This is a genomic window from Streptomyces sp. NPDC002845 (genome assembly GCF_053591955.1).
Map to the genome: position 1 here is coordinate 1 of NZ_JBSFUU010000030.1, position 23807 is coordinate 23807.

The window sequence follows — 23807 nt, forward strand, 5'->3', positions numbered from 1 at the left end:
AGGGTTTGGGGGTGCCCGCCCCCCCCCCGCGGGCGCCGCCTAAAATCTCCACCCCCCCCCCCCCCCCCCCCCCCCCCGCCCGCCCCCCCCCCCCGAGGCCGAAGGCCGATGAACCACCCACCCACCCGCACGGTCCCACCCACCCCGAACACTCCTCGCCCGGGGGCCTGGGGGCGCAGCCCCCAGCGGGGCTCCGGGGCGGCGCCCCGGGGATGGGACGGGTAGGGGCGGCGGGGGCGAAACAAACCCCGGCGCCCACCCTCCCCACGGCCAGAAGACCCACCCCACCCCACCCCACCCCACCCCGCAACCGCACCAAAGGTGACCCCATGCAGCCCGCCACTCCCGAGCTGATCTCCCCCCGCTCACCCCGCGTCACCGCCGCCCGCCGACTGGCCAAGCGGAACTTCCGGGGCAAGGAGCGGCTGTTCCTGGCGGAGGGTCCGCAGGCGGTGCGGGAGGCGGCGGGGCACGAGGTGGACGGCCGACCGAGCCTGGTCGAGGTGTTCGTGACCGTCGAGGCCGCGGAGCGGTACGCCGACATCGTCGGAGAGGCCCGCACGGCCGGCGCCCGCGTACACCTCGCCGACGAGCAGGTCATCGCAGACATCTCCACCACGGTCACCCCCCAGGGCCTCGTCGGGATCTGCCGCTTCCTCGACACCCCCTTCGAGGAGATCCTGCAGGCACGCCCCAAGCTCGTCGCCGTACTCGCACACGTACGGGACCCCGGAAACGCCGGCACCGTGCTGCGGTGCGCCGACGCCGCCGGTGCCGAGGCCGTCGTCCTCACCGACGCGTCCGTCGACCTGTACAACCCCAAGGCCGTACGCGCCTCCGTCGGCTCCCTCTTCCACCTCCCCGTCGCCGTAGGCGTACCCGTGGAGCGGGCCGTGGAAGGGCTCAAGGACGCGGGCGTACGCATCCTCGCCGCGGACGGAGCCGGGGACGACGATCTCGACGACGAGCTGGACAACGGCACCATGGGCGGGCCCACGGCCTGGGTGTTCGGGAACGAGGCATGGGGCCTGCCGGAGGAGACGCGGGCGCTGGCCGACGCCGTCGTACGGGTCCCGATTCACGGAAAGGCGGAGAGCCTGAACCTCGCGACCGCCGCCGCCGTATGTCTCTACGCGTCCGCCCGTGCACAGCGCGCCCCTGGAGGGTGCCGCTCCGTCACCACCAGCTAGTAGGGTGACGGGCTCGGGGGCCCACTTGCGTCGCACGAGAGGTGGGGTACGGGGATGAGTGTCGGCACGAGCAGGGCACCGGGGGTGCGGGACGTGGGCGGACCGGCCTCGACCCGGCACGGTGATCCGGCCGGGTTAGGCATCGACCCCGACGACCTTCCCGACGGTCTCGTCATCGCCGACGAACACGGCCGTGTCATCTGCTTCAACGCCGCCGCGGCCCGCATCACGGCCGTGTCCGCCGCCGACGCCCTCGGACAGCGCCTCGAACGCGCCCTTCCGCTGGAGGACCTCGAAGGCCGCCGCTGGTGGCAGCTGACCGACCCCTACGGAGGGCTCGCCATCCGGGTCGGTCAGCCCGAGCGGAACCTGCTGCTGCCGGGAGGGCGCGAGGTCCTCGTAACGGCGCGTTACGTCCGTACGAAGCCCACCGGGCCCGTCCACCGGGTCGTCGTCTCCCTCCGGGACACCGAGGCCCGCCGCCGCACCGAGCGCAGCCACGCCGAGCTGATCGCCACGGTCGCCCATGAACTGCGCTCGCCGCTCACCTCGGTGAAGGGCTTCACCGCCACCCTGCTCGCCAAGTGGGAGCGGTTCACCGACGATCAGAAGAAGCTCATGCTGGAGACCGTCGATGCCGACGCCAACCGCGTGACGCGGCTCATCGCCGAGCTGCTCGACATCTCGCGGATCGACTCCGGCCGGCTGGAACTGCGCCGCCAGCCCGTGGACATGGGCGCCGCCGTCGGACGGCACATCCAGGCGTACGTCGCCGCCGGTCAGCCCGCCGACCGGTTCCTGCTCCGGATGGAACAGCCGCTGCCCGACCTCTGGGCCGACCCCGACAAGATCGACCAGGTGCTGAGCAACCTTCTCGAAAATGCCGTGCGGCACGGCGAGGGAACCGTCACGATTGACGTCACGCCCTCGGCGTCCCCGCGCGAACGTGAGGACGCCGGTACGTCGGTCACGGTGAGCGACGAGGGCCCCGGCATCCCGGAGGAGTCCATGAACCGCGTCTTCACCCGCTTCTGGCGGGGCAGCAAGCGCGGTGGCACCGGCCTCGGGCTGTACATCGTCAAAGGCATCGTCGAGGCCCACGGCGGCACCATCACGGTCGGCCGCGCCCCCGATGGCGGCGCCGAGTTCCGATTTATGTTGCCCGTGGGGGCCCCGGCGTATCTGCAGTGACGCCGACCGAAGCCCCACGGGCGCATTCGCACACCTCAACCCCGTTAGACTCGGCCTTTGGCACCTTTGTGTCCCACCACTGGAGACGAAACGTCCACGAGTCGGTGACGGGGACCTTCAGCCAGCCAACCGGAAGCACGGGAAGAGATGTCGGCACCCAATAAGTCGTACGACCCAGTCGAGGTCGAGGCGTTGAAACCGGAACAGATCGAGCGCATGCGGGACGAGGCGCTCGCCGCCTTCGCCGCCGCGGACTCCCTCGACGCGCTCCAGGAGGCCAAGGTCGCCCACACCGGCGGCACCTCCCCGCTGGCCCTCGCCAACCGCGAGATCGGCGCCCTGCCCCCGCACGCCAAGGCCGAGGCCGGCAAGCGCGTCGGCATGGCCCGCGGCGCCGTGAACAAGGCCCTGGCCGCCCGCCAGGCAGAACTGGAGGCCGAGCGGGACGCGCGCGTGCTGGTCGAGGAGGCCGTGGACGTCACGCTGCCGTACGACCGCGTACCGGCCGGCGCCCGCCATCCGCTCACCACGCTGTCGGAGCGCATCGAGGACATCTTCGTGGCCATGGGCTACGAGGTCGCCGAGGGCCCGCAGGTCGAGGCCGAGTGGTTCAACTTCGACGCGCTGAACATCGGCCCGGACCACCCGGCCCGCGGAGAGGCCGACACCTTCTTCGTGCAGGGCCCGGACGGCGGCTCCGAGTCCGGCGTCGTACTGCGCACCCACACCTCGCCCGTGCAGATCCGCTCGCTGCTCGACCGTGAGCTGCCGGTGTACGTGATCTGCCCCGGCCGCGTGTACCGCACCGACGAGCTGGACGCCACGCACACCCCGGTCTTCCACCAGGTCGAGCTGCTCGCCGTGGACGAGGGCCTGACCATGGCCGACCTGAAGGGCACCCTGGACCACATGGTCCAGTCGCTGTTCGGCGAGGGCATGAAGACCCGGCTCAGGCCGAACTTCTTCCCGTTCACCGAGCCGTCCGCCGAGATGGACATGGTGTGCTACGTCTGCCGCGGCGAGTCCGTCGGCAACCCCGACCGGCCCTGCCGTACCTGCTCCTCCGAGGGCTGGATCGAGCTCGGCGGCTGCGGCATGGTCAACCCGCGGGTGCTCACCGCCTGCGGCGTCGACCCGGAGAAGTACAGCGGCTTCGCCTTCGGGTTCGGCATCGAGCGGATGTTGATGTTCCGCCACAACGTCGAGGACATGCGAGACATGGTCGAGGGTGACGTCCGGTTCACCCGGCCGTTCGGGATGGAGATCTGATGCGGGTCCCGCTTTCTTGGCTGCGGGAGTACGTCGACCTGCCGGCCACCGAGACCGGCCGCGATGTGCAGGCCAAGCTCATTTCGGCCGGTCTGGAGGTCGAGACCGTCGAGCAGCTCGGCGACGGCCTCAAGGGGCCGCTCGTCGTCGGCCAGGTGCTGACCATCGAGGAGCTGGAGGGCTTCAAGAAGCCGATCCGCTTCTGCACGGTCGACGTCGGCCAGGCCAACGGCACCGGTGAGCCTCAGGAGATCGTCTGCGGCGCCCGCAACTTCGCCGTCGACGACAAGGTCGTCGTGGTGCTGCCGGGCGCCGTGCTGCCCGGCGGCTTCGCGATCAGCGCCCGCAAGACCTACGGCAAGACGTCCCACGGCATGATCTGCTCCAGCGACGAGCTGGGCATGGGCGACGACGGCACCAAGGGCATCATCGTGCTGCCGCCGGAGACCGAGGTCGGCAAGGACGCCATCGAGCTGCTCGAACTGGTCGACGAGGTCCTGGACATCGCCGTCACCGCCAACCGCGGCGACTGCCTGTCCATCCGCGGCGTCGCCCGCGAGACCGCCATCGCCTACGGTCTGCCGCTGCGCGACCCGGCGCTGCTCGACGTCCCGGGCCCGAACGCGTTCGGCTACCCCGTCGAGGTCTCCGATCCCGTCGGCTGCGACCGCTTCACCGCCCGCACCGTCACCGGCCTCGACCCGGAGGCACGCTCCCCGATCTGGCTCCGGCGCCGGCTGCAGAAGGTCGGCATGCGCCCGATCTCGCTCGCCGTCGACATCACCAACTACGTGATGACGGAACTCGGCCAGCCGCTGCACGCCTACGACCGGGGGCTGGTAGAGGGCACCATCGGCGTGCGCCGCGCCCAGGAGGGCGAGAAGCTCGTCACCCTCGACGGCGCCACGCGCACTCTGCACGCCGAGGACCTGGTGATCACCGACGAGCGCGGCCCGATCGGCCTCGCGGGCGTCATGGGCGGCGCCAACACCGAGATCGCCGACCTCCCCCAGTCTCGAATGGACTCGACCGGGGGGACCCCCATCGACGTCGAGAACGCGACCACCGAGGTCGTGATCGAGGCCGCGCACTTCGACCAGGTCGCCATCGCGCGTACGGCCCGCCGCCACAAGCTGTCCTCCGAGGCGTCCCGCCGCTTCGAGCGCGGCGTCGACCCGCTGGCCGCGGCCGCCGCCGCCCAGCGCACCGTCGACCTGCTGGTGCTGCTCGCGGGCGGCACCGCCGACGCCGGGGTCACCGAGGTCATCGCGCCGTCCGCGCCGCACACCATCACTCTCCCGGCCGGCCACCCGGACAAGGTCGCGGGCGTCGACTACGGCCGCGAGACCGTCGTACGGCGACTCCAGGCGATCGGCTGCGACGTGTACGGGCAGGACGAGCTGATCGTCACCGTGCCGTCCTGGCGGCCCGACCTCCTCGAACCGAACGACCTGGCCGAAGAGGTCATCCGCCTGGAGGGCTACGAGAACCTGCCCTCCACGCTGCCCAAGCCGCCGTCCGGCCGTGGTCTGACCCACCGGCAGCGGCTGCACCGCAGGGTCGGCCGCGCGCTGGCCGGAGCGGGCTATGTCGAGGCGCCGAACTACCCGTTCGTCAGCGAGCAGGTCTTCGACCAGCTCGGCCTGGAGGCCGACGACCCGGCCCGCCGCGTCGTCAAGCTGGTCAACCCGCTCAACGACGAGGAGCCCGCGCTGCGTACGTCGCTGCTGCCGGGCCTGCTGGGCGCGCTGCGGCGCAACGACGGCCGGGGCTCGCACGACCTGGCCCTCTTCGAGGCCGACCTGGTCTTCCACCCGAGCGAGGAGCGGCGTGTGGCCGGGCACCTGCCCGTCGACCGCCGCCCGACCGACGAGGAGATCGCCTCGCTGACCGCCGTTCTGCCCGCGCAGCCGCGCCACGTCGCCGTCGTCCTCGCGGGCGCCCGCGAGCAGGCCGGCTGGTGGGGCAAGGGCCGCCCGGCCGACTGGGCCGACGCGGTCGAGGCCGCCCGGACCGTCGCCGGTGAGGCCGGTGCCGAGCTGATCGTGCGCAAGGGCCAGTACGGGCCGTGGCACCCGGGGCGGTGCGCCGAGCTGGCGGTCACCGTCGACGGTGCCGAGAAGGTCGTCGGCCACGCCGGTGAGCTGCACCCGCGGGTGGTCAAGGCCCTCGGTCTGCCCGCGCGTACCTGCGCGATGGAGCTCGACCTGGACGCCCTGGAGCGGGTCGGTGACGGTGTCCCGCAGGCGCCGGGCATCTCCACGTTCCCGGTCGCCACACAGGATGTCGCCCTGGTCGTCGACCAGTTCGTCCCCGCGGCGGATGTCGAGGCGGCGCTGCGTGAGGGCGCTGGTGAACTGCTGGAGTCCATCCGCCTGTTCGACGTCTACGAGAACGCCGAGCAGCTCGGCGAGGGGCGGAAGTCGCTGGCGTACGCGTTGCGCTTCCGCGCGGGTGACCGGACGTTGACCGTGGACGAGGCCTCGGCTGCTCGGGATGCGGCGGTTGCGTTGGCGGGCGAGCGTATGGGGGCTGTGCTGCGCGGCTAGCCGCCGTGGGGGACTGCGTTGTCCGGCCGGGTGCGGGTTTGCCGTGGCTGGTCGCGCAGTTCCCCCGCGCCTCTTGTGAGGGCTACGCCACCGACACCCCCCCACTGGGAGGCCGTCGGCATGATTCGCAATCGAGGCTCAGCAGTCGGATTAGCGCAACGTAGTGATTCTGTGGCAGAGTGTTACGCGCATGCCCGGCGCCCAGGCGACGTCGGGCACCCTCCTCGGCGGGGCCGCGAGACCTCACCGACAAGCGTCCGGAGGGACGTGTCACGCGGGCTGACGGCTTCCGTTGTTCAGTACCAGGGCACGAAGGCGACTGGCTCACACCGCCTGAGCAACGCTCAGGCCAAGCCAGTCAGAGACGCTGGGGCTCCCCGTAGGGCGTGGCCCCGGGTACCACTCACGAGCGGTGACCGGGGCGGGCTTCGTGGCGCGGGTCCAGGCCCGGCTGAGGGGCGCTCTCGCCCACAGGAATGTTGAGCATATTGCTGCGGCCGCTGCCGCCGCGGATCGACGGGCTGGCCACGGCCGCGGCGCAGCTGTCCGCCGACCGTGGCGCCCGCGTCGGCGGGGACCTGTACGAGGTGACCGCCACCGAGCACGGCGTACGGGTGGTGATGGGCGACGTGCGCGGGCACGGGCTCTCCGCCATCGGCACCGTGGCCGCCGTACTCGGGAGTTTCCGGGAGGCCGTGCACGACGAACCCGAACTGGGCAGTGTGCTCCGACGGCTGGATCGGGCGCTCGCCCGGCATCTGCGGGAGCGGGCCAAGGACGAGCACCCCTCCGCGGGTCCCGACCCCGAGAACCCGGTGGCCGAGGAGTTCGTGACCGTGCTGCTCCTGGAGATCGGGCCGGACGGCGACGTACGCGCCCTCAACTGCGGCCACCCCTGGCCGTACCGGCTCGGCGACGACTGCGCGGAGCCGCTCGCCCAAGCCGAACCCCTGCCTCCACTCGGACTGTTCCCACTCCCCGCCGAGCTGCCGGTCGCCCACTGCGGTCAACTGCTGCCCGGCGAGGCCCTGTTCCTGCACACGGATGGTGTCGAGGACGCCCGTGACGGGCGTGGCCGATTCTTTCCGCTGCCCGCCGTGCTCGCCGAGACCGTACGTACGTGGCCGATCTCTCCGCAGTCCGTGCTGCGAGCCGTGTTCACCCGCCTCCGCCGCCACACCGGGGGCAGACCCACTGACGACGTGGCCATGCTCGTCTTAAGGAACGACCGTCAACCCGGGTGCGCCCCGATAGGGGCGCGGGGCTGTGACATAGGCGGCTCCGCCGCCGGGGCGCGACCAGCCACAACCTACCCGCAGCCGACAAACCACCTGTAGTTCCCCCTCGTTTCCAGCGGAGCGCGCCGGCGGCAGCCGTCCGCCCCGCCACGGAGTGTCGGGCAGGCAGCTGGGCGGACGGCGCGGAGTCGGGCCGCCGCACTGTACGAGGGGGAGCCGGCGGCCCGGCCGGCCTCTTGCGAGGCATTTCAGTCAACCGGTCCAAAACTCTCCGCAACAGCGCGCGCACAGCGCGGATTCGAGCACTCCGTTCACACGGGGTGTGAACAGAGAGGCGCTACGGTAGGACACCGCCCGCACCGAGCCACCGGAGGGCCTTCATGCAGCCCAACACCTTGCTCGACGCGATACTCGACGAGGCCGGGATCTCCCATGCGGGACTCGCCGCCCACGTCAACCAGGCGGGGCGGGCACGCGGGCTCGCGCTCAGGTACGAACACACCGCCGTGGCACGGTGGTTGAAGGGGCAGCGCCCGCGCGGCCAGGTGCCCGACCTGATCTGCGAGGTGCTCGCCGCCCGGCTGCACCGGCAGGTGACCCTGGACGACATCGGCCTCGGCGTCCCGGGCGAACCGGCCTCGCCGCACGCCTCCACCCTGTCCGGTTTCGTGGAGCGGGCCACCGCCCTGTGGCGCTCCGACGAACAGCAGCGCCCGCATGTCCTCGGCGCCCCCGCCGTCACCGGCACGCCCGCCGTGATGCCCGTGTGGGAGTGGGAGAACCCGCCCGAGGACGTGGACGTCTCGCGCGGCGGACGGCACCACGTCAGCATGGCCGACATCGAGATGCTGCGCGCGGCCCGCACCCACTACGAGCAGATGTACCGCAAGGCCGGCGGCATCGCGACCCGCACCCGAATCGTCGGCTTCCTGAACGCCGAGGCCGCGCCCCTGCTGCGCGGCGGCTACACCGACGCCACCGGCCGCCAACTCCACCGCGCCACGGGCGGTTTGGTGGCCGTCGCGGGCATCTGCGCGTACGACTCCGACGCCCACGGACTCGCCCAGCGGTACTTCCACCAGGCCCTCAGGCTCGCGAAGGCCAGCGGGGACCGGGGACTTGGCGCGTATGTGATCGCCCTGCTCGTCAACCAGTCGCTGTTCATGAAGGAGTACCGGCAGTCCGTCGCCTTCGCCGAGGCCGCGCTGCGTGCCGCGGGCAAGCACATCACCCCGGCGCTCGCCTCGGACCTCTACGCGATGCAGGCCAAGGCGTACGCGCACCTCGGCGACGGCACCAGCGCGCTGTCCTGCATCCGGCGGGCCGAGCAGGCCGCCGAGCGCATCCGGCGCGGATACGAACCGGACGAGACCGGCTATGTCCAGCCCGGCCTGGTCAACGTACAGGTGGCGGAGGCGCTGCTCAGCCTCGGCGACCTGGCGGCGGCCGCGGAGCACGCCACGGCCGCGGTCGACACCCCGGCGCACGACCGGGGACGCGTGCATCGGCTCGCCATTCTCAGCCAGATCGAGCTGCGGCAGGGCAACGCCGACAAGGCGGTGGCGACCGCCGTGGAAATGGCCGAACGGGCGCGGGGGATGGAGTCCCAGCGGCTGCGTGACAGATTGCGGGCGGTACGCGAATACCTGGTGCGCAGCGGCTGCGCGGGCACTGCCGAGGCCGCCGAACTCATCGACGGGGCACTGCGCGTACCGCTGTGAACACCGCGGTGGAGGGGAACCGCCGGAACCCTGCGCCTACCGCTGCGCTGTGAGCGGCCTGCCGCTGCCTGATGTCAGGACGCTCCTGCTGCGATATTGCCACTTACTCGGCGGAAGGTGGCAGAACCGTGCAGTGGACGAAACAGAACGAACAGACTATGTACTCAAACCGTTGGTTCAGCGTCAATCTCGCAGATGTCGCGCTGCCGGACGGGCGGCACATCGATCACTTCCTCATACGACTGCGGCCCGTCGCCGTGGCCACGGTGGTGAACGAGGCCAATGAGGTACTCCTCCTGTGGCGGCACCGCTTCATCACCGACAGCTGGGGATGGGAACTCGCGGCGGGTGTGGTCGAGGACGGCGAGGACATCGCCGAGGCCGCGGCCCGCGAACTGGAGGAGGAGACCGGCTGGCGACCGGGACCCCTGCGCCATCTGATGAGCGTCGAGCCCTCCAACGGGCTCACCGACGCCCGGCACCACATCTACTGGGCCGATGAGGGCGCGTATACGGGTCACCCCGTGGACGACTTCGAATCGGACCGCCGGGAATGGGTTCCGCTCAAGCTCGTTCCCGACATGGTCGCCCGCGGCGAGGTCCCGGCCGCGAACATGGCGGCCGCACTGCTCCTCCTGCACCACCTGAGGCTCGGACAGGACACCATGCCCTGATCCCTCGCCACGCCCCGACCGACCCCGATGGCGGGGGATCAGCGCGCCAGTGACTGCCAGACCGCCACGACGAGCGCGCCCACCGCGGTGAGCACCGCGACCGCGGGCAAGGGCCAGCGGGCGTGCTCCAGAGCGGCGACCCGTGCGCTCAGGTCGTCGACTTCCTTGGCGGTCTGTTCGGCGCGGTGGCTGAGCAGAGTCAGTCCTCCCTCGACGTGGGCATGCGCCACGTCCAGACGACGACGTAACTCTGCGAGTTCACCGTGGAGCACGGGATGCTCCGGGTCGGTGGCCACGAGTCGACTCCTCTCTGTAGTCGTTAGGGGCCTTGCATGCGCACGTAAAGTCAACTCCCCTGGTGGGTGAGTGGGGAGCGTGTGCGAGGGGCATATGCGTGTCCGGTGCTCACACGGTGTGTGAATGCCATGGGCCCGGCACCGAGTACGGTGCCGGGCCCACGCGGGCATGAAGTTGTACGGACTGTGACGGGACGCGGTGGCGCGTGATGTTCAGGCGTATGCGGTGCTCAGGCGTACGTGGCGCTCAGGTGTACGCGTAGAAGCCCGACCCCGACTTACGGCCGAGCCGCCCCGCGTCGACCATCCGCTGGAGCAGCGGGGGAGCGGCGTACAGGGGCTCCTTGTACTCCTCGTACATCGAGTACGCCACCGAGGCGACCGTGTCCAGGCCGATCAGGTCGGACAGCTTGAGCGGGCCCATCGGGTGGGCGCAGCCCAGCTCCATGCCGTTGTCGATGTCCTCGCGGCTGGCGATGCCCGACTCGAACATCCGGATCGCGGAGAGCAGATACGGGATCAGCAGCGCGTTGACCACGAAGCCCGAGCGGTCCTGGGCGCGGATCGCGTGCTTGCCCAGCACCTTCTCGGTGAACAGCTGCGCCCGGCCGAGGGTGCCCTCGGAGGTGGTCAGCGCCGGGATCAGCTCGACGAGCTTCTGCACGGGCGCCGGGTTGAAGAAGTGGATGCCGATGACCTGGTCGGGCCGCGAGGTGGCGACCGCCAGCTTCACCAGGGGGATCGAGGAGGTGTTGGAGGCCAGGATCGCGTCCGGGCGGGTCACCACCTGGTCGAGCACCTGGAAGATCTCGGTCTTCACCTGCTCGTTCTCGACGACGGCCTCGATCACCAGATCACGGTCGGCGAACTCGCCGAGGTCGGTCGTGAAGCCGAGCCGCGCCTGGGTGGCGTCCCGGTCCTCCTCGGAGAGCTTGCCGCGCTCGGCGGCCTTGGAGAGCGAGTTGAACAGCCGGGTCCGGCCGATCTCCAGGGCCTCGCCGGTGGTCTCGGCGACCTTCACGTCCAGGCCGGCGCGGGCGCACACCTCGGCGATACCGGCTCCCATCTGGCCGCAGCCCACCACGCCGACGCGTGCGATGTCTCCCCAACTGTCGGTCACATCGTCCCTTTCGCTGTTCTCAGGGTTCTCGAAGGTTCTAGGGTTCTCAGGTGCTCCGGGCCTCGCAGGTCCCTGTGGTTCGGCACCTGCTGCAAACCTGCACGTTACCTTCGGCAACTGTTGATCAATTGTCCGGGTGCCGCATGGCAGGCTGTTCCGCGGACGGCCCGCGACGGGGCGGGAATGGCGCACGGAGGTATGAGGATGCATCGGAAACCACGGATGTCACGGCGGGCCTTCGCGGCGAGTGCCCTGTCGGGGCTCGTGGTGGCGGGCGGCGCGGTGGCGGGCATCGCCATGGCGGGCGGATCGGAACCGGACCGTCGCCGTCATACGACCCGTGAGATGCGCGGCATGTGGCTGGCGACCGTGGTGAACCGCGACTGGCCCTCCACAGCGGGCCTGACCGCGGCCGAGCAGCGCGCCGAGCTCCTCGCACACCTCGACACGGCCGTGGAGCGCGGCCTCAACACGGTGATCTTCCAGGTCCGCCCCACGGCCGACGCCCTGTGGCCGTCCCCGTACGAGCCCTGGTCGCAGTACCTCACCGGCACCCAGGGCCAGGACCCGGGCTGGGACCCGCTGGGCACGGCGGTCGAGGAGGCGCACGCCCGCGGCCTTGAGCTGCACGCCTGGTTCAACCCGTACCGGATCGCCAACCACGCCGACCCGACGCGGCTCATCGCCTCCCACCCCGCCCGCAAGAACCCCGAGTGGGTGGTGGCCTACGGCGGCAAGCTGTACTACAACCCCGGGCTGCCCGAGGTCCGCGCCTTCGTCCAGAACGCGATGCTCGACGCGGTGAAGAAGTACCCCGTCGACGCCGTGCACTTCGACGACTACTTCTACCCGTACCCGGTCGCGGGCCAGACCTTCGACGACGACGCGGCCTACGACCGGCACGGCAGCTCCTTCACGAGCCGGGCGGCCTGGCGCCGGGCCAACACCGACAAGCTGGTGCGCGAGATGGCGGCCCGCATCAAGAGCGTCCGCCCCGGCACGGAGTTCGGGATCAGCCCCTTCGGCGTGTGGCGCAACGTGGGCACGGACCCGCTCGGCTCGGACACCAGGGCCGGGGTGCAGACGTACGACGATCTGTACGCCGACACCAGGACATGGGTGCGGGAGGGCTGGATCGACTACATCTGCCCGCAGATCTACTGGAACATCGGCTTCGCCGCCGCCGACTACGCCAAGCTCCTGCCCTGGTGGGCGGAGGTCGCGCGGGACTCGGCGACGAAGCTGTACATCGGTGAGGCGCTGTACAAGGCGGGAGACCCGGCGCAGCCCGCGGCCTGGCAGGACCCGGCCGAGCTCTCCCGCCACCTCACCCTCGCCCGCGACTACCCGCAGGCGCGCGGGCACGTCTTCTTCTCCGCCAAGGAGGTGGCGGCCGACGCGAACGGCGCCATGGCACAGGTGGTCGCCGACCACTACCAGGGGGCGGCGACACCGCGCTGACGTGATCGGCACGGGTCCGCGGGTCTACGGTTCCGCGGGCCCGTGGACGTGCGGGGCGCCTACTCGGTGCGCTCCTCCTCGATGTGGCGTACGACCGTGTCCGGCCCCGGTGACATCAGGGCCTCGTGACCGTCGTCGAAGCGCACCCGGTAGGGGGGACTGCCGTCCGGCCCCAGGACCTCGATGACCTCCGCGGTCCGGTCGTGTTGTCCGACGGTCCTGCCGTGCACCAGCAGAGTGTCACCTACAGTTGCCTGCATCGGAGGGGCCTCCTCGTCTCGCAAGGGAGTGAGTGGGGGTCCGTGGTCCAAGTCTACGGCGGGTGCCGTCGGTTGGGACCGGTGTATGCATACGGTCAGGCCTTCGTCCGCTGCGTGACCGCGATGCACACCAGGACGGCGGCGGCCGCGAGGGGCGCGGCCGGGGTGAGCCGCTCGCCGAGCAGCAGCACCGACCACACCAGTGTGAGCAGCGGCTGCGCAAGCTGCAACTGGCTGGCCTTCGGGATACCGATCGAGGCCATGCCCCGGTACCAGACGACCAGGCCGAGGAACTGCGAGCCGACGGCCACCCACAGCAGCCCGGCGAGGCTGTGCGCGGTGAGCTCCACGGGCTCGTACGACAGGGCCAGCAGCGCACCCGGCACGGTGAACGGCAGGCACAGCACCAGCGCCCAGGCGATGACCTGCCAGCCGGGCATCACCCGGGCCAGCCGGCCGCCCTCGGTGTAGCCGGCCGCGCACACCAGCAGGGCGGCGAAGAGGTACAGGTCGGCCGTGGTGAGGGCGCCGCCGCTCTGCTGCACGGTGAACGCGGCCACCGCCGACGCACCCGTGAGCGCGGCGATCCAGAAGGTGCGAGAGGGGCGGGTCCCGACGCGCAGCGCCGACAGCAGGGCGGTCGTCAGCGGCAGCAGCCCGACCACGACGGCGGCGTGCGCGGTGGTCGACGTCCGCAGGGCGAGGGTGGTCAGCAGCGGGAAGCCGAGCACGACACCGGCGGCGACCACGGCGAGCCCCGGCCAGTGGCGGCGCCCGGGGAACGGTACCCGCAGCGCCAGCAGGCAGCCGCCCGCGACGAGGGCCGCGAGGACGGTGCGGAAGGCCACCAGGGACCACGGGCCGAAGCCCTCCAGACCCCAGACCGTGGCGGGGAAGGTGAGGGAGAAGGCGGTGACGCCGAGGGCGGCCAGCAGGGTGCCGGTTCCGGTCCCGCGAGGCTTGGCGGTGCGGGGTTCGGTGGTGCCGGGCTCGGTCGTGTGCGGTTCGGTGGTGCCGTTGCGGGGTGTGCCGACTGCTACTGACCTGTCCCCGGTAGCGCTACTCTCTGCTTTCATGTATGAGCGTAGCAGTGTCGGTGAACTGGCGGAACAACTGCGAACGGAACTGGACCGCTACTCGCCCGGTGGAAAGCTCCCGTCGAGCCGAGCCCTCGTCGAACGCTTCCGGGTGAGCCCCGTGACCGTCTCCCGGGCCCTGGCCCAGCTCGTCGCCGAGGGGCTGGTGGTGACCCGGCCGGGGGCGGGGGCGTTCCGGGCGCGATCGCGCGAGAGTGGGCCGGTCGTGGGGGACACGTCCTGGCAGACGGTCGTGCTGAGTGCCGACGGCGCCACCGAACTCGTACCGCGCACGGTGGACGCCTCCGGCGTGCTGGTTTCGCTCGCGGCCCCGCCGCCGGGGGTGATCGAGTTCAACGGCGGCTATCTGCACGCGTCGCTGCAGCCCGAGCGGGCCATGGGCGCCGCGCTGTCCCGTGCAGGCCGGCGCCCCGGCGCATGGGCGCGCCCGCCGGTCGAAGGGGTGCCGGACCTGCGGGAATGGTGTGCGCGGAGCATCGGCGGCGCGATCACCGCGGCCGAGGTGCTCATCACGGCGGGCGGCCAGTCCGCGCTGACCACCGCCCTGCGCGCACTCGCCCCGCCGGGCGCGCCGGTCCTCGTCGAGTCGCCCACCTATCCGGGCATGCTGGCGATCGCACGGGCGGCGGGACTGCGGCCCGTGCCGGTCCCGGTGGACGCGGAGGGCGTGAAGCCGTCGCTGCTGGCCGACGCCTTCCGGGCTTCCGGCGCCCGGGTGTTCGTCTGCCAGCCGTTGTTCCAGAACCCCACGGGTGCCGTGCTCTCCGCCGAGCGGCGGGGCGAGGTGCTGCGGATCGCCCGGGAGGCGGGCGCGTTCGTGGTCGAGGACGACTTCGTACGGCGCCTGGTGCACGAGGACGCGGGGCCGCTGCCGCGTCCGCTGGCGGCCGAGGACCCCGACGGGGTGGTCGTCCACGTCAGCTCACTGACCAAGGCGACCTCGCCCAGCTTCCGCGTGGGCGCGCTCGCCGCCCGCGGCCCGGTGCTGGAACGGCTCCGCGCCATCCAGGTCGTCGACACCTTCTTCGTCCCACGGCCCCTTCAGGAGGCGGCCCTCGAACTGGTCGGCTCGCCGGCCTGGCCCCGGCATCTGAGGGCGGTCTCACGAGAGCTGAAGATCCGCCGGGACATGATGACGTCCGCACTGCGGCTGGAGCTGCCCGGCCTCTCCCTCCCGCACGTCCCGTCCGGCGGCTACCACCTCTGGCTCCGCCTCCCCGACGGCACGGATGAATCCGCCCTGGTCGCCACGGCCCTCCGTGCCGGCGTCGCCGTGACCCCCGGCCGCCCCTACTTCAGCGCCGAGCCTCCGGCCGGCCATCTGCGGTTGAGCTTCGCGGGGGTCGGGGGAGCGGGGGAGATCACGGAGGGGGTACGGAGACTGCGGACGGCCTGCGATGCGATGCTCTAAGCGCTCCGCCGGCTGTGCGGATATGCGGCTCCGCCGCGGGGCCGCGATGTGCCGTCGTTCGTCTGCGGCGCCGTCGTGGCTGGCCGCGTCCCGCGGCGGAGCCGCACATGTACACAGCCCCGCGCCCCTTCAGGGCGCTGCCGAACCGCAGCGGACTTCGCCCGACCCGCTCAGCCGAGAGGGCGCCGGACCGGGGGCTCCGCCGGGCGGGGAAATCGCTCGACGCCGGCACCCCTGACCTGCCAGCCTTCCGCCATGACCGACCTGTTGAGCCTCGCCGAGGGCTACGAGTTCTCCACCGACGCCGCCCGTGTCGACATCGACCGCGTTCACCGCTGGCTCTCCACGGACGCGTACTGGGCCCTCGGCCGGCCCCGCGAGAAGCTGGAGCGCGCCATGGCCGGTTCGCTCAACTTCGGTGTGTACGACAGGGCGTCGGGCGAGCAGGCGGCGTACGCGCGTGTCGTGACCGACCGGGCGACCTTCGCGTGGCTCTGCGACGTGTACGTCGACCGGGCGGTGCGGGGGAAGGGGATCGGCACCGCGCTGGTCGGCGCCGTGCGCGAGCACCTGCTGCCGTACGGGCTGCGGCGCATGCTGCTCGCCACGCACGACGCGCACGCCGTGTACGAGAAGGTCGGCTTCACGGCGCTCGACAAGCCGGACCAGTGGATGGTGCTCGCCTTCGAGTGAGGTGGCGCGAGGGCCTGTCCGGCTTCGGCCTCGGTGCCCTGGAAGCGCCGGTGAGCGGGTCATGGGGTGCCCCCGCGCGAGCCGAGCGAAGCCGCGGCCCGGGCGTGATCCGCAGGACAGGCCCCGGGCCGTCGGGCGGGCGTCGGTAAAGGGGCCGGCATGTTCGGTAACTCCTGAGCAACGCCCCTTGACCTGCGGAGTCTCTCGTTCCACCATCGCCGCATGCATCTTCGGGTCACGTTCGTCGCCGCCGCGCGCTGCTCCTCGCTGCTCGCGGAGCGCTTCGAGGACGACCGGCCGCTGGACCAGGCGGGCTGGGACGAGGTGCAGCGTGCCGCCCATGCGCTGGTGCCGTTGGCGGCGGCCGAACTGCGCTACTGCTCGCCCACGCCGCGCAGCCGTGCCACCGGTGACGCCCTCGGCTACGCGCCGCTGGCCCAGCCCGCCCTGCGGGACTGCGACATGGGCCGCTGGCGCGGCTTCACGCTCGGCGAGGCGATGGCCCGCGAGCCCTCGGCCGTGGACGCCTGGCTCGGCGACCCGCGGTCCCATCCGCACGGCGGGGAGTCGCTGATCGAGTTCATCACCCGCGTCGGCGGCTGGCTCGACACCCGCCCCGCCGACGACGGTGGCCGTATCGTCGCCGTCGCCGAACCCTCGGTCGTCCGGGCCGCCCTCGTCTACGCGCTCAAGGCCCCGCCGTCGACGTACTGGAACATCGACGTCCGCCCCCTGTCTACGGCCACCGTCGCGGGCCACGCCGGCCGCTGGAACCTGCGTCTGGACGGGGCGCCGCAGCGGGTCTGAGCGGGTCGGGCGAAGTCCGCTGCGGTTCGGCAGCGCCCTGAAGGGGCGCGGGGCTGTGTACATGTGCGGCTCCGCCGCGGGGCGCGGCCAGCCACGACGGCGCCGCAGACGATCGACGGCACATCGCGGCCCCGCGGCGGAGCCGCACATCGACACAGCCGGCGGAGCGCTTAGCCCGGCAGACGCGTGTAGTCGGTGACCAGTACCTGGTCCTTCGCCGGGCCGCGCACCCGCCACACCGTGCGCCAGTGGTCCTCGTCGTACGTCGTGAACTCGCCCCGGTAGAGGTCCGCGGCGCAGGGATGGTCCGCGATCCAGTGGCCGGTGGTCAGGTCGAGGTCGTGGAAGGGGCGCCCGTCGGAGAAGTGGACGGCGGCCGTGCCGGGCTTGTCGCCGGGGCGGAAGCGCAGGGTCCGCTCGGCGGGACGGGCGGCGCCCTCCCACGTGAAAGTGCCCGACTCGTGGTGGAGCAGTCCATCGCCGCCGTACGGGCCGAAAACCGTCGTTCCCGTGAAGTGGCCCTCTGCCCCGCTCGCCAGATCCCGCACGGACCGTTCCACGTGCCACCTCCCGGCGAGATACGTCGGTGCGTCGGCGACTGGCCAGAACTCGCCCATTCCGCCCCGCCTTTCGTCCCATCCGTTGCTGCGCGACCCATTGACGCACTCCGGCCCCCTCCCTATCTTGCCGTTCGAAGTGCTGATCAATGTCCGATATTTCGAACAACCTCCTTGAGCAGTTCCCTGAACGACTCCCTTGAACAACCTCCTTCAAGAGCCGCGGAGTATCCATGTCACGCACCCGCACCCGCTGGAGAATCGGTCTCACCGCCACCGCGCTCCTGGTGGCCTCGACCGCCCTGCCGGCACCCGCGAACGCCGAGGACGTCACCGACTACGCGATCACCGTCGACCCGACCGCCCAGGGCGCGGCGATCGACGACACGATGTACGGCGTCTTTTTCGAGGACATCAACCGCGCGGCGGACGGCGGGCTCTACGCCGAGCTCGTCCAGAACCGTTCCTTCGAGTACAGCACCGCCGACAACGGCTCCTACACGCCGCTCACCTCCTGGTCGGTCACCGGCACCGCGCGGACCGTGAACGACGAGGGCCGCCTCCACGAGCGCAACCGCACCTACCTCGCCCTCGACGCCGACTCGTCCGTCACCAACTCCGGCTACAACACCGGGATCAGGGTGGAGCAGGGCAAGGCGTACGACTTCTCCGTGTGGGCCCGGGCCGACGACGCACCGGCCACCCTCACCGTGACGGTCCAGGACGCTGAGGGCGAGCTCGTGCGGGCCCGCCGGGTCGCCGTACGCGGTGGCTGGGCCAAGTACCGGGCGCGGTTCACCGCGAGCCGGGACACCACCGTCGGCCGGCTCACCGTCGCCACCGACAACCCCGTGGCGCTCGACATGATCTCCCTGCTGCCCCGGGACACCTACAAGGGCCACGGCCTGCGCAAGGACCTCGCCGAGAAGATCGCCGCCCTGAAGCCCGGGTTCGTGCGCTTCCCCGGCGGCTGCCTGGTCAACACCGGCAGCATGGAGGACTACAGCGAGGCCTCCGGCTGGGAACGCCGGCGCTCGTACCAGTGGAAGGACACCATCGGTCCGGTCGAGCAGCGCGCGACCAACGCCAACTTCTGGGGCTACAACCAGAGTTACGGCCTCGGCTACTACGAGTACTTCCAGTTCTCCGAGGACGTGGGCGCGATGCCGCTGCCCGTGGTGCCCGCCCTAGTCACCGGCTGCGGCCAGAACCGGGCCACCGACGACGAAGCGCTGCTGAATCGGCACATCCAGGACACCCTCGACCTCATCGAGTTCGCCAACGGGCCGGTGACGAGCGAGTGGGGCCGCAAGCGCGCGCAGATGGGCCACCCGAAGCCCTTCGGCCTCACTCACCTCGCGGTCGGCAACGAGGAGAACCTGCCGAACGAGTTCTTCGCCCGCTTCCAGCGGTTCCGCGCCGCCATCGAGGCCGAGTACCCCGGCATCACCGTCATCTCCAACTCCGGCCCGGACGACACCGGTTCGACCTTCGACACCCTGTGGAGGCTGAACCGCGAGACGAACGTCGACATGGTCGACGAGCACTACTACAACAGCCCGCAGTGGTTCCTGCAGAACAACGACCGCTACGACTCCTACGACAGGAACGGCCCCGAGGTCTTCCTCGGCGAGTACGCCTCCCAGGGCAACACCTTCAACAACGCCCTCACCGAAGCCGCGTTCATGACCGGCCTGGAGCGCAACGCGGACATCGTCAAGCTCGCTTCGTACGCGCCGCTCCTCGCCAACGAGGACTACGTGCAGTGGCGGCCGGACATGATCTGGTTCAACAACCACGCCTCGTGGGGCTCGGCCAACTACGAGATGCAGAAGCTCTTCATGACCAACGTCGGGGACCGGGTCGTGCCCAGCACGGCCACGAGCACGCCCTCGGTCAGCGGCCCCATCACCGGCGCCGTCGGCCTGTCGACCTGGGCGACGACCGCCGCGTACGACGACGTCGAGGTCACGAGTGCGGACGGCACGACCCTGCTCGCCGACGACTTCAGCGGTGACGCCTCGCAGTGGACCCACACGGGCGGCGGCAGCTGGACCATCCAGGACGGGCAGTACGTGCAGACCGACGTGGCCGCCGAGAACACCATGGTCTCGGCCGGTGACACCTCTTGGCGCGACTACGACCTGCATGTGAAGGCCACCAAGAAGTCCGGCAGGGAGGGCTTCCTCGTCGCCTTCGGCGTCAAGGACACCGGCAACTACTACTGGTGGAACCTCGGCGGCTGGAACAACACCCTCTCCGCCGTCGAACAGGCCGTGGGCGGCGGCAAGTCGACGCTGATCTCCAAGGCCGGGTCGATCGAGACGGATCGCGCGTACGACATCGACATCAAGGTGCGCGGCCGCCAGGTGACCCTCTACCTCGACGGCCAGGAGTGGGGCAGCTTCACCGACGACAAGCCGGCGGAGCCCTTCCGCCAGGTCGTGACCAAGGACGCCGAGACCGGTGACCTGATCGTCAAGGTCGTCAACGCCCAGTCCGCGGACGCCCGTACGGCCCTCGACCTCGGCGGCGCGAAGGTCGCCTCGAAGGCCCGGGTGACCACCCTCACGGCCGCGCCCGACGCGGTGAACACGGAGACGGAGACACCGGTCGCTCCGGTGACGTCCACCTTCGAAGGGGTTGCCGAGAAGTTCACGTACACGTTCCCGGCGAACTCGGTCACGTTCCTGAGGATCAAGCAGCAGTGACTCGGTGGGCGGCCCGGGAGCTGAAGCGCGTCCGGGCCGCCCGCACGGTAAGTTCCTTGCGGGTCACGGCCGTTGGCGTCAGGCTCCTGAGCATGATGATACGAAAGGCGGACCTCGAAGTCCTCCGGTGAGCCCCGTGACACCTCCCCGAGGGGGAACCTCCCGTGGCGCGCGTACCCCGCGCAGAACCTTCCCGCAGCCTGACTCCTCGCACGACCGCGTCGCTCTGGCGCGGCTGCTGAGCGAGGACCGGCTCACGTACGGCCTCGCGGCCCGGCCGACCGGTCCAGGGCCGAGGCCGCCGTCACCGAGTTGTACCGGTTGATCGGCGAACCGGCCCCGGAGTTCAGCTCCCGGGCCGCCCGCAGTCGGCGAACAGCGGATGGGCCGCCCCGGTCAGCGTGGGCGCGAGTGTGCCGACGTCGGCGTCCGCCGCGATACGGCCCCCCTCGCGCTCGGCGGTGAGGCCGGAGGCGACCATGGCCGTGGTCTCCGTCAGGAGAGGGACCCCGGTCGGTGTCGTGGCGCGCGGCCGGGCGCGCAGTCCGTCCCGGGCGATGACGAGGCCGACGATCGCCATGGCGACCGACCCGAACAGGTCCATCGGCGCGCCGGTGAGGTTGTCGGCGACGGTGCCGGTGGAGTCGCGCAGGGCGGCGGCCTGGTCGTCGATCCGGGCGATGCGGTCCCGCACCAGCTCCGCGAGGAAGGCGTCGAAGTCGGCGACGTGCTGTGCGATGTCGCCGGACCTCGTCGCAAAGGCCGGGCCTGGCCCGGTACGACCGGCCTGCGGTGGCCGTCGTGCCGATGCAGCCGAAACGGCTGCTCCACCCTTGGGTCGGCGGAACTGACGCACCGGCGCCGCCCGCTCGAAACGGACACCCCAGCAAGCCGCCAGGGCCCGCCGGCGTCACAGCTCCTGAGACTGAGTTCTTGAGCTGGCCCGTGAGCGCTTGAGTTGGCCCGGGTGAGCGTCGGGGGTGGCCCGCGGATCAGCGCACGGGGTCTTGGAGGTCCTCCGCTGTGCGCTCGAAGCCGCCGGTGAAGAGGTATTACTGTAGCGGAAGGTGCCGGGGTAGCTGGCGCCCCGGCTCACGCTCAGCAGTCGAACACCGACCAGCAGATGTCGTTCCGCAATTGCTGATCGTCAAGTACGAGCTCGCGGATCGCTTCCGGGAGCTGGTCACGCTGCCACTGGCACTCAAGTCGCCCAGCTGCTTCGCCCTCGTCTTCCTGCGCGGCAGCACGTGCAGCCTTGATCGCATAGGCAGCCGCACCCAGCTCGTGGGCGGCGACGTGTGCGACGACCCCGGCCTGGCCGGCGGCGTATGCGGCATGCCGTGCTGCGCCACGTAGGTCTCGGGCAGCGCCCATCGCATGGCCTCCCGCCGCGCGAGCTTGCATCATCTTGACCTCGCCGCGCACCCAGGCGCGGGCATGCTCGATCGCTTGACGCGGTCGTGGATCCTCGGGCCGAACCGACTCGAAGAGGTCCAGGACGTGCTCCGCGCACGATGCCGCCCACAGGGCGAGGAGATGGTGATCCGTGTCGGTGAGGGTCCCGCCGCGGCGGATCGTCACGAAACGAGGGTCCCGGACCTTCGGGAGGATCATGACTGGTACTCCTTCTGCTGGTATCCGCTCCACGCCCGAGAGCGCGCACCCACGACCGGCTGACGCAGCTTCTGGCAAAGGGCGATGCATCTTATGTAACCGCGCCGTTGGCGAGCGGGTCCCCAGCATCGATCTCCTTGGCCAGTTTGTCTGCGTACTCGGTGAGGAGCTGGCGCAGGGCGGCGTAGTGCGGACCCGGGTCGCGGCGGCCGGCGAGTTGGTGCCAGGTGGTGGGGCGGCGCGCTGCCCATGCCTGGCGGATCTGCTCGGGCTGGACCTGTTCGAGGGGCCGGGGAGCGAAGAGGTGCTCCCCGGCGGTGATGCGCGTCCAGATGAAGATGGAGGCGATCTGGCGTTTCCGGTCGTCGAGCACGGGACCAGGGATCTCGGGGAGGCGGGCGGTCAGCTCTCTCCACGTCTCCTCGGGGAGTACCCAGTCGCTCAGGATGTCGCGGCGCCGCTTGTAGTCGGGAAGCTGATCGGCGACATCGCGTAGATGCGTGCCCAGCCCGACCACGGCGAAGCGAAAGTCGATCGGGGCGTCCTTGGCTCCCTTCCAGAAGGCGTCGTCGTTGACATCGTCGCGGACCGAGCCTGGAGGGATGCCCAGAATGAGTGCGGCTTCGCGGAGGGTGCACTGGGCGGACCGGCAGACGAGGTGGGCGGCCGCGGTGCGGCGGACGCGTCGCTCGTCGACGGGGAACTTGGTAGGCCGGATGAAGCGCTCGTACCAGTCCTGCTCCAGGAACGCGGGGATCTGGTGCGGCGCGAAGCCCATGCCCGAGCCGCGGAACGTGGCAATGCCCCGGCCGATGATTCCGGGATATGCGCTGATCAGGGATCGCATGATCTCCCGGAGCCGGGTGGAGCAAGTGTGTTCGTGATGTGCGAAGAACCGTGCCCAGGAGGTGCGGCTTTCGCGGGTGTGGAAAGCGGCGTCGAACAGGCCGGTGATCCGCTGCTGGACGTTGTCGGCGAACAGCAGCTTGTCGGCGATGCCGATCAGCGCGCCGAAGACCACGGCGTCCGGCGGGGCCTTGTCCAGAGAGTTCACGTGGTGGCCGCGGAGCTTGCCCGGATGATGCTCCTTGTTCGCCTGGAAGTACGCGTTCACGGTGTCGACGAGGTGGGAGTCGAGCAGGTGCCGGGGCTGAGGCCAGGAGGCCGCGATGAAACCCGTGACCAGCCGCAGGTCAGTCAAGCTCTCGGCGGTGCGGACCGGAGACAGGTTCGGGTCGAGTTCGTTCAGGATGTCGCGCTGGACATCGAGGAGGTTGCGGCCGAGCCGGATGGGGTTTTCGGCGAGCTCGATCCGGGCGCCGCAGGCTCTGCCGTGCATGCCGCGTCCGGAATCGGGGGCAGGGAAGCGGCACTGGGCGGGGTGCAGGTGACGGGCTCCGGGCCGGATCACCAGGGGGCCGCCGGCGAGACGTTGGTCGGGGCGATGGCAGGTGGGGCACTGGTGCTGCAGGAAGCATTCGTGCTCGGGGCAGGCGAAGACGACCGCTAGGTTCCATTCCTTCTTCCACGGGCCGCCATGGGTCTGCTGGATGGACGAGCCGTCCCCGGCCAGGCACTTCGGGCAAAAGCGGGGGAAGCCGGTGAACAGCCAGCCGTCGATGCGACGGCGTCCGGTGTCGGGGGCTCGCTCCAAACTGCGGGCCAGGGGCGGGTAGTGATCGCGCAGCCCGCGGAGCGTGAGCGCGTCCGCTTCCTCGCGGGTCAGTCGGGTCGCGTCGGCGAAGGCGGCGAGGTCGTCCGGGGCCGGATCGATGAGCAAGTGGTGGCGAAGGTGGAAGAGGCTGTGCCAGCCGGTGGGCAGCAGTCCGGTGCGTCGGGCCAGATCGGCGGGCGAGAGGTCGAGCCGGTGAGCGAGTCGCAGCAGGTATCCGGGCAGGCCCTCACCGGGCAGAGGGTCGAGACTTCGCGGAAGAGGAGGCGGCATGCG

19 protein-coding genes and 1 pseudogene are annotated in these 23807 nt (G+C 71.1%); 12 read left to right on the top strand and 8 right to left on the bottom strand.

Annotated features, from left to right (window positions below; translation table 11 throughout):
• Positions 1-329 precede the first annotated feature (329 nt).
• The 7 genes from ACWD3C_RS22435 (at position 330) to ACWD3C_RS22465 (ending at position 9832) form a co-directional block, all read left to right on the top strand.
• Positions 330-1190 (top strand): TrmH family RNA methyltransferase, encoded by an 861-nt coding sequence (locus tag ACWD3C_RS22435; protein WP_451146523.1) that lies wholly within the window; start codon positions 330-332, stop codon positions 1188-1190.
• A 54-nt stretch (positions 1191-1244) separates the two neighbouring features.
• On the top strand, positions 1245-2381 hold the full coding sequence (locus ACWD3C_RS22440) for an ATP-binding protein (RefSeq protein WP_451146525.1): 1137 nt from the start codon (positions 1245-1247) through the stop codon (positions 2379-2381).
• Positions 2382-2528: 147 nt separating this feature from the next.
• Positions 2529-3650 carry a phenylalanine--tRNA ligase subunit alpha gene (gene pheS / locus ACWD3C_RS22445; RefSeq protein WP_451146527.1) on the top strand — a complete coding sequence of 374 codons (1122 nt, stop codon included), beginning with the start codon at positions 2529-2531 and terminating at the stop codon, positions 3648-3650.
• The gene (gene pheT / locus ACWD3C_RS22450) at positions 3650-6199 is read left to right on the top strand and encodes a phenylalanine--tRNA ligase subunit beta (RefSeq protein WP_451146529.1); all 2550 of its coding nucleotides are present in this window, start codon (positions 3650-3652) and stop codon (positions 6197-6199) included. Before pheS ends, pheT begins: the two co-directional genes overlap by 1 nt.
• 476 nt (positions 6200-6675) lie before the next feature.
• Complete coding sequence (locus tag ACWD3C_RS22455) at positions 6676-7536, top strand: PP2C family protein-serine/threonine phosphatase (protein ID WP_451146531.1); 861 nt, start codon at positions 6676-6678, stop codon at positions 7534-7536.
• A gap of 281 nt (positions 7537-7817) precedes the next feature.
• Positions 7818-9158, top strand: a complete 1341-nt coding sequence (locus ACWD3C_RS22460; RefSeq protein ID WP_451146533.1) for a transcriptional regulator — start codon at positions 7818-7820, stop codon at positions 9156-9158.
• Positions 9159-9286: 128 nt separating this feature from the next.
• A complete protein-coding gene (locus tag ACWD3C_RS22465; RefSeq protein WP_451146535.1) occupies positions 9287-9832 on the top strand; it encodes an NUDIX domain-containing protein in 546 nt (181 codons plus the stop codon).
• A gap of 38 nt (positions 9833-9870) precedes the next feature.
• Here the strand turns inward: ACWD3C_RS22465 and ACWD3C_RS22470 are convergent, their stop codons facing one another.
• Positions 9871-10128 (bottom strand): hypothetical protein, encoded by a 258-nt coding sequence (locus tag ACWD3C_RS22470; RefSeq protein WP_451146537.1) that lies wholly within the window; start codon positions 10126-10128, stop codon positions 9871-9873.
• A 247-nt stretch (positions 10129-10375) separates the two neighbouring features.
• A complete protein-coding gene (locus ACWD3C_RS22475; RefSeq protein WP_451146539.1) occupies positions 10376-11248 on the bottom strand; it encodes a 3-hydroxybutyryl-CoA dehydrogenase in 873 nt (290 codons plus the stop codon).
• A 204-nt stretch (positions 11249-11452) separates the two neighbouring features.
• Between ACWD3C_RS22475 and ACWD3C_RS22480 the strand changes: the two genes are divergently transcribed.
• Positions 11453-12709 carry a glycoside hydrolase family 10 protein gene (locus ACWD3C_RS22480; RefSeq protein ID WP_451146541.1) on the top strand — a complete coding sequence of 419 codons (1257 nt, stop codon included), beginning with the start codon at positions 11453-11455 and terminating at the stop codon, positions 12707-12709.
• Between the two features lie 59 nt (positions 12710-12768).
• Here the strand turns inward: ACWD3C_RS22480 and ACWD3C_RS22485 are convergent, their stop codons facing one another.
• Positions 12769-12969 carry a DUF1918 domain-containing protein gene (locus tag ACWD3C_RS22485; protein WP_451146543.1) on the bottom strand — a complete coding sequence of 67 codons (201 nt, stop codon included), beginning with the start codon at positions 12967-12969 and terminating at the stop codon, positions 12769-12771.
• A 95-nt stretch (positions 12970-13064) separates the two neighbouring features.
• Positions 13065-14045, bottom strand: a complete 981-nt coding sequence (locus ACWD3C_RS22490) for a DMT family transporter (RefSeq protein ID WP_451146545.1) — start codon at positions 14043-14045, stop codon at positions 13065-13067.
• Here ACWD3C_RS22490 and ACWD3C_RS22495 point away from each other — a divergent pair.
• The 3 genes from ACWD3C_RS22495 (at position 13936) to ACWD3C_RS22505 (ending at position 16977) form a co-directional block, all read left to right on the top strand.
• The gene (locus tag ACWD3C_RS22495) at positions 13936-15477 is read left to right on the top strand and encodes an aminotransferase-like domain-containing protein (RefSeq protein ID WP_451146547.1); all 1542 of its coding nucleotides are present in this window, start codon (positions 13936-13938) and stop codon (positions 15475-15477) included. The genes ACWD3C_RS22490 and ACWD3C_RS22495 overlap by 110 nt on opposite strands.
• A 255-nt stretch (positions 15478-15732) precedes the next feature.
• Positions 15733-16170 carry a GNAT family N-acetyltransferase gene (locus tag ACWD3C_RS22500; RefSeq protein WP_451146549.1) on the top strand — a complete coding sequence of 146 codons (438 nt, stop codon included), beginning with the start codon at positions 15733-15735 and terminating at the stop codon, positions 16168-16170.
• 222 nt (positions 16171-16392) lie between these two features.
• Positions 16393-16977, top strand: coding sequence for a histidine phosphatase family protein (locus ACWD3C_RS22505; RefSeq protein WP_451146551.1), 585 nt, complete (start codon positions 16393-16395; stop codon positions 16975-16977).
• Positions 16978-17147: 170 nt separating this feature from the next.
• Here ACWD3C_RS22505 and ACWD3C_RS22510 read toward each other — a convergent pair whose 3' ends face one another.
• Positions 17148-17594, bottom strand: a complete 447-nt coding sequence (locus ACWD3C_RS22510; RefSeq protein ID WP_451146553.1) for a DUF6314 family protein — start codon at positions 17592-17594, stop codon at positions 17148-17150.
• Between the two features lie 173 nt (positions 17595-17767).
• Between ACWD3C_RS22510 and ACWD3C_RS22515 the strand changes: the two genes are divergently transcribed.
• Complete coding sequence (locus tag ACWD3C_RS22515; protein ID WP_451146555.1) at positions 17768-20245, top strand: alpha-L-arabinofuranosidase C-terminal domain-containing protein; 2478 nt, start codon at positions 17768-17770, stop codon at positions 20243-20245.
• A 346-nt stretch (positions 20246-20591) separates the two neighbouring features.
• On the opposite strand, the pseudogene ACWD3C_RS22520 reads toward ACWD3C_RS22515, so the two are convergent.
• The 3 genes and pseudogenes from ACWD3C_RS22520 to ACWD3C_RS22530 all read right to left on the bottom strand — a co-directional run.
• A pseudogene (locus tag ACWD3C_RS22520) lies at positions 20592-20975 on the bottom strand (TetR/AcrR family transcriptional regulator); the annotation flags it as partial.
• Positions 20976-21343: 368 nt separating this feature from the next.
• Positions 21344-21859, bottom strand: a complete 516-nt coding sequence (locus tag ACWD3C_RS22525; RefSeq protein WP_451146557.1) for a putative immunity protein — start codon at positions 21857-21859, stop codon at positions 21344-21346.
• A 91-nt stretch (positions 21860-21950) separates the two neighbouring features.
• Positions 21951-23804: a TniQ family protein gene (locus tag ACWD3C_RS22530; RefSeq protein ID WP_451146559.1), complete on the bottom strand. Its 1854-nt coding sequence runs from the start codon at positions 23802-23804 to the stop codon at positions 21951-21953.
• Between the last annotated feature and the right edge of the window lie 3 nt (positions 23805-23807).

Bases quoted from the DNA above. Each gene is read 5' to 3' on its own strand.
- pheT (WP_451146529.1), top strand. From the start codon at position 3,650: ATGCGGGTCCCGCTTTCTTGGCTGCGGGAGTACGTCGACCTGCCGGCC.
- ACWD3C_RS22510 (WP_451146553.1), bottom strand. From the start codon at position 17,594: ATGGGCGAGTTCTGGCCAGTCGCCGACGCACCGACGTATCTCGCCGGG.
- ACWD3C_RS22455 (WP_451146531.1), top strand. From the start codon at position 6,676: ATGTTGAGCATATTGCTGCGGCCGCTGCCGCCGCGGATCGACGGGCTG.
- ACWD3C_RS22440 (WP_451146525.1), top strand. From the start codon at position 1,245: ATGAGTGTCGGCACGAGCAGGGCACCGGGGGTGCGGGACGTGGGCGGA.
- ACWD3C_RS22435 (WP_451146523.1), top strand. From the start codon at position 330: ATGCAGCCCGCCACTCCCGAGCTGATCTCCCCCCGCTCACCCCGCGTC.
- ACWD3C_RS22485 (WP_451146543.1), bottom strand. From the start codon at position 12,969: ATGCAGGCAACTGTAGGTGACACTCTGCTGGTGCACGGCAGGACCGTC.
- ACWD3C_RS22505 (WP_451146551.1), top strand. From the start codon at position 16,393: ATGCATCTTCGGGTCACGTTCGTCGCCGCCGCGCGCTGCTCCTCGCTG.
- ACWD3C_RS22500 (WP_451146549.1), top strand. From the start codon at position 15,733: ATGACCGACCTGTTGAGCCTCGCCGAGGGCTACGAGTTCTCCACCGAC.
- ACWD3C_RS22530 (WP_451146559.1), bottom strand. From the start codon at position 23,804: ATGCCGCCTCCTCTTCCGCGAAGTCTCGACCCTCTGCCCGGTGAGGGC.
- pheS (WP_451146527.1), top strand. From the start codon at position 2,529: ATGTCGGCACCCAATAAGTCGTACGACCCAGTCGAGGTCGAGGCGTTG.
- ACWD3C_RS22490 (WP_451146545.1), bottom strand. From the start codon at position 14,045: ATGAAAGCAGAGAGTAGCGCTACCGGGGACAGGTCAGTAGCAGTCGGC.
- ACWD3C_RS22460 (WP_451146533.1), top strand. From the start codon at position 7,818: ATGCAGCCCAACACCTTGCTCGACGCGATACTCGACGAGGCCGGGATC.
- ACWD3C_RS22515 (WP_451146555.1), top strand. From the start codon at position 17,768: ATGTCACGCACCCGCACCCGCTGGAGAATCGGTCTCACCGCCACCGCG.
- ACWD3C_RS22480 (WP_451146541.1), top strand. From the start codon at position 11,453: ATGCATCGGAAACCACGGATGTCACGGCGGGCCTTCGCGGCGAGTGCC.
- ACWD3C_RS22525 (WP_451146557.1), bottom strand. From the start codon at position 21,859: ATGATCCTCCCGAAGGTCCGGGACCCTCGTTTCGTGACGATCCGCCGC.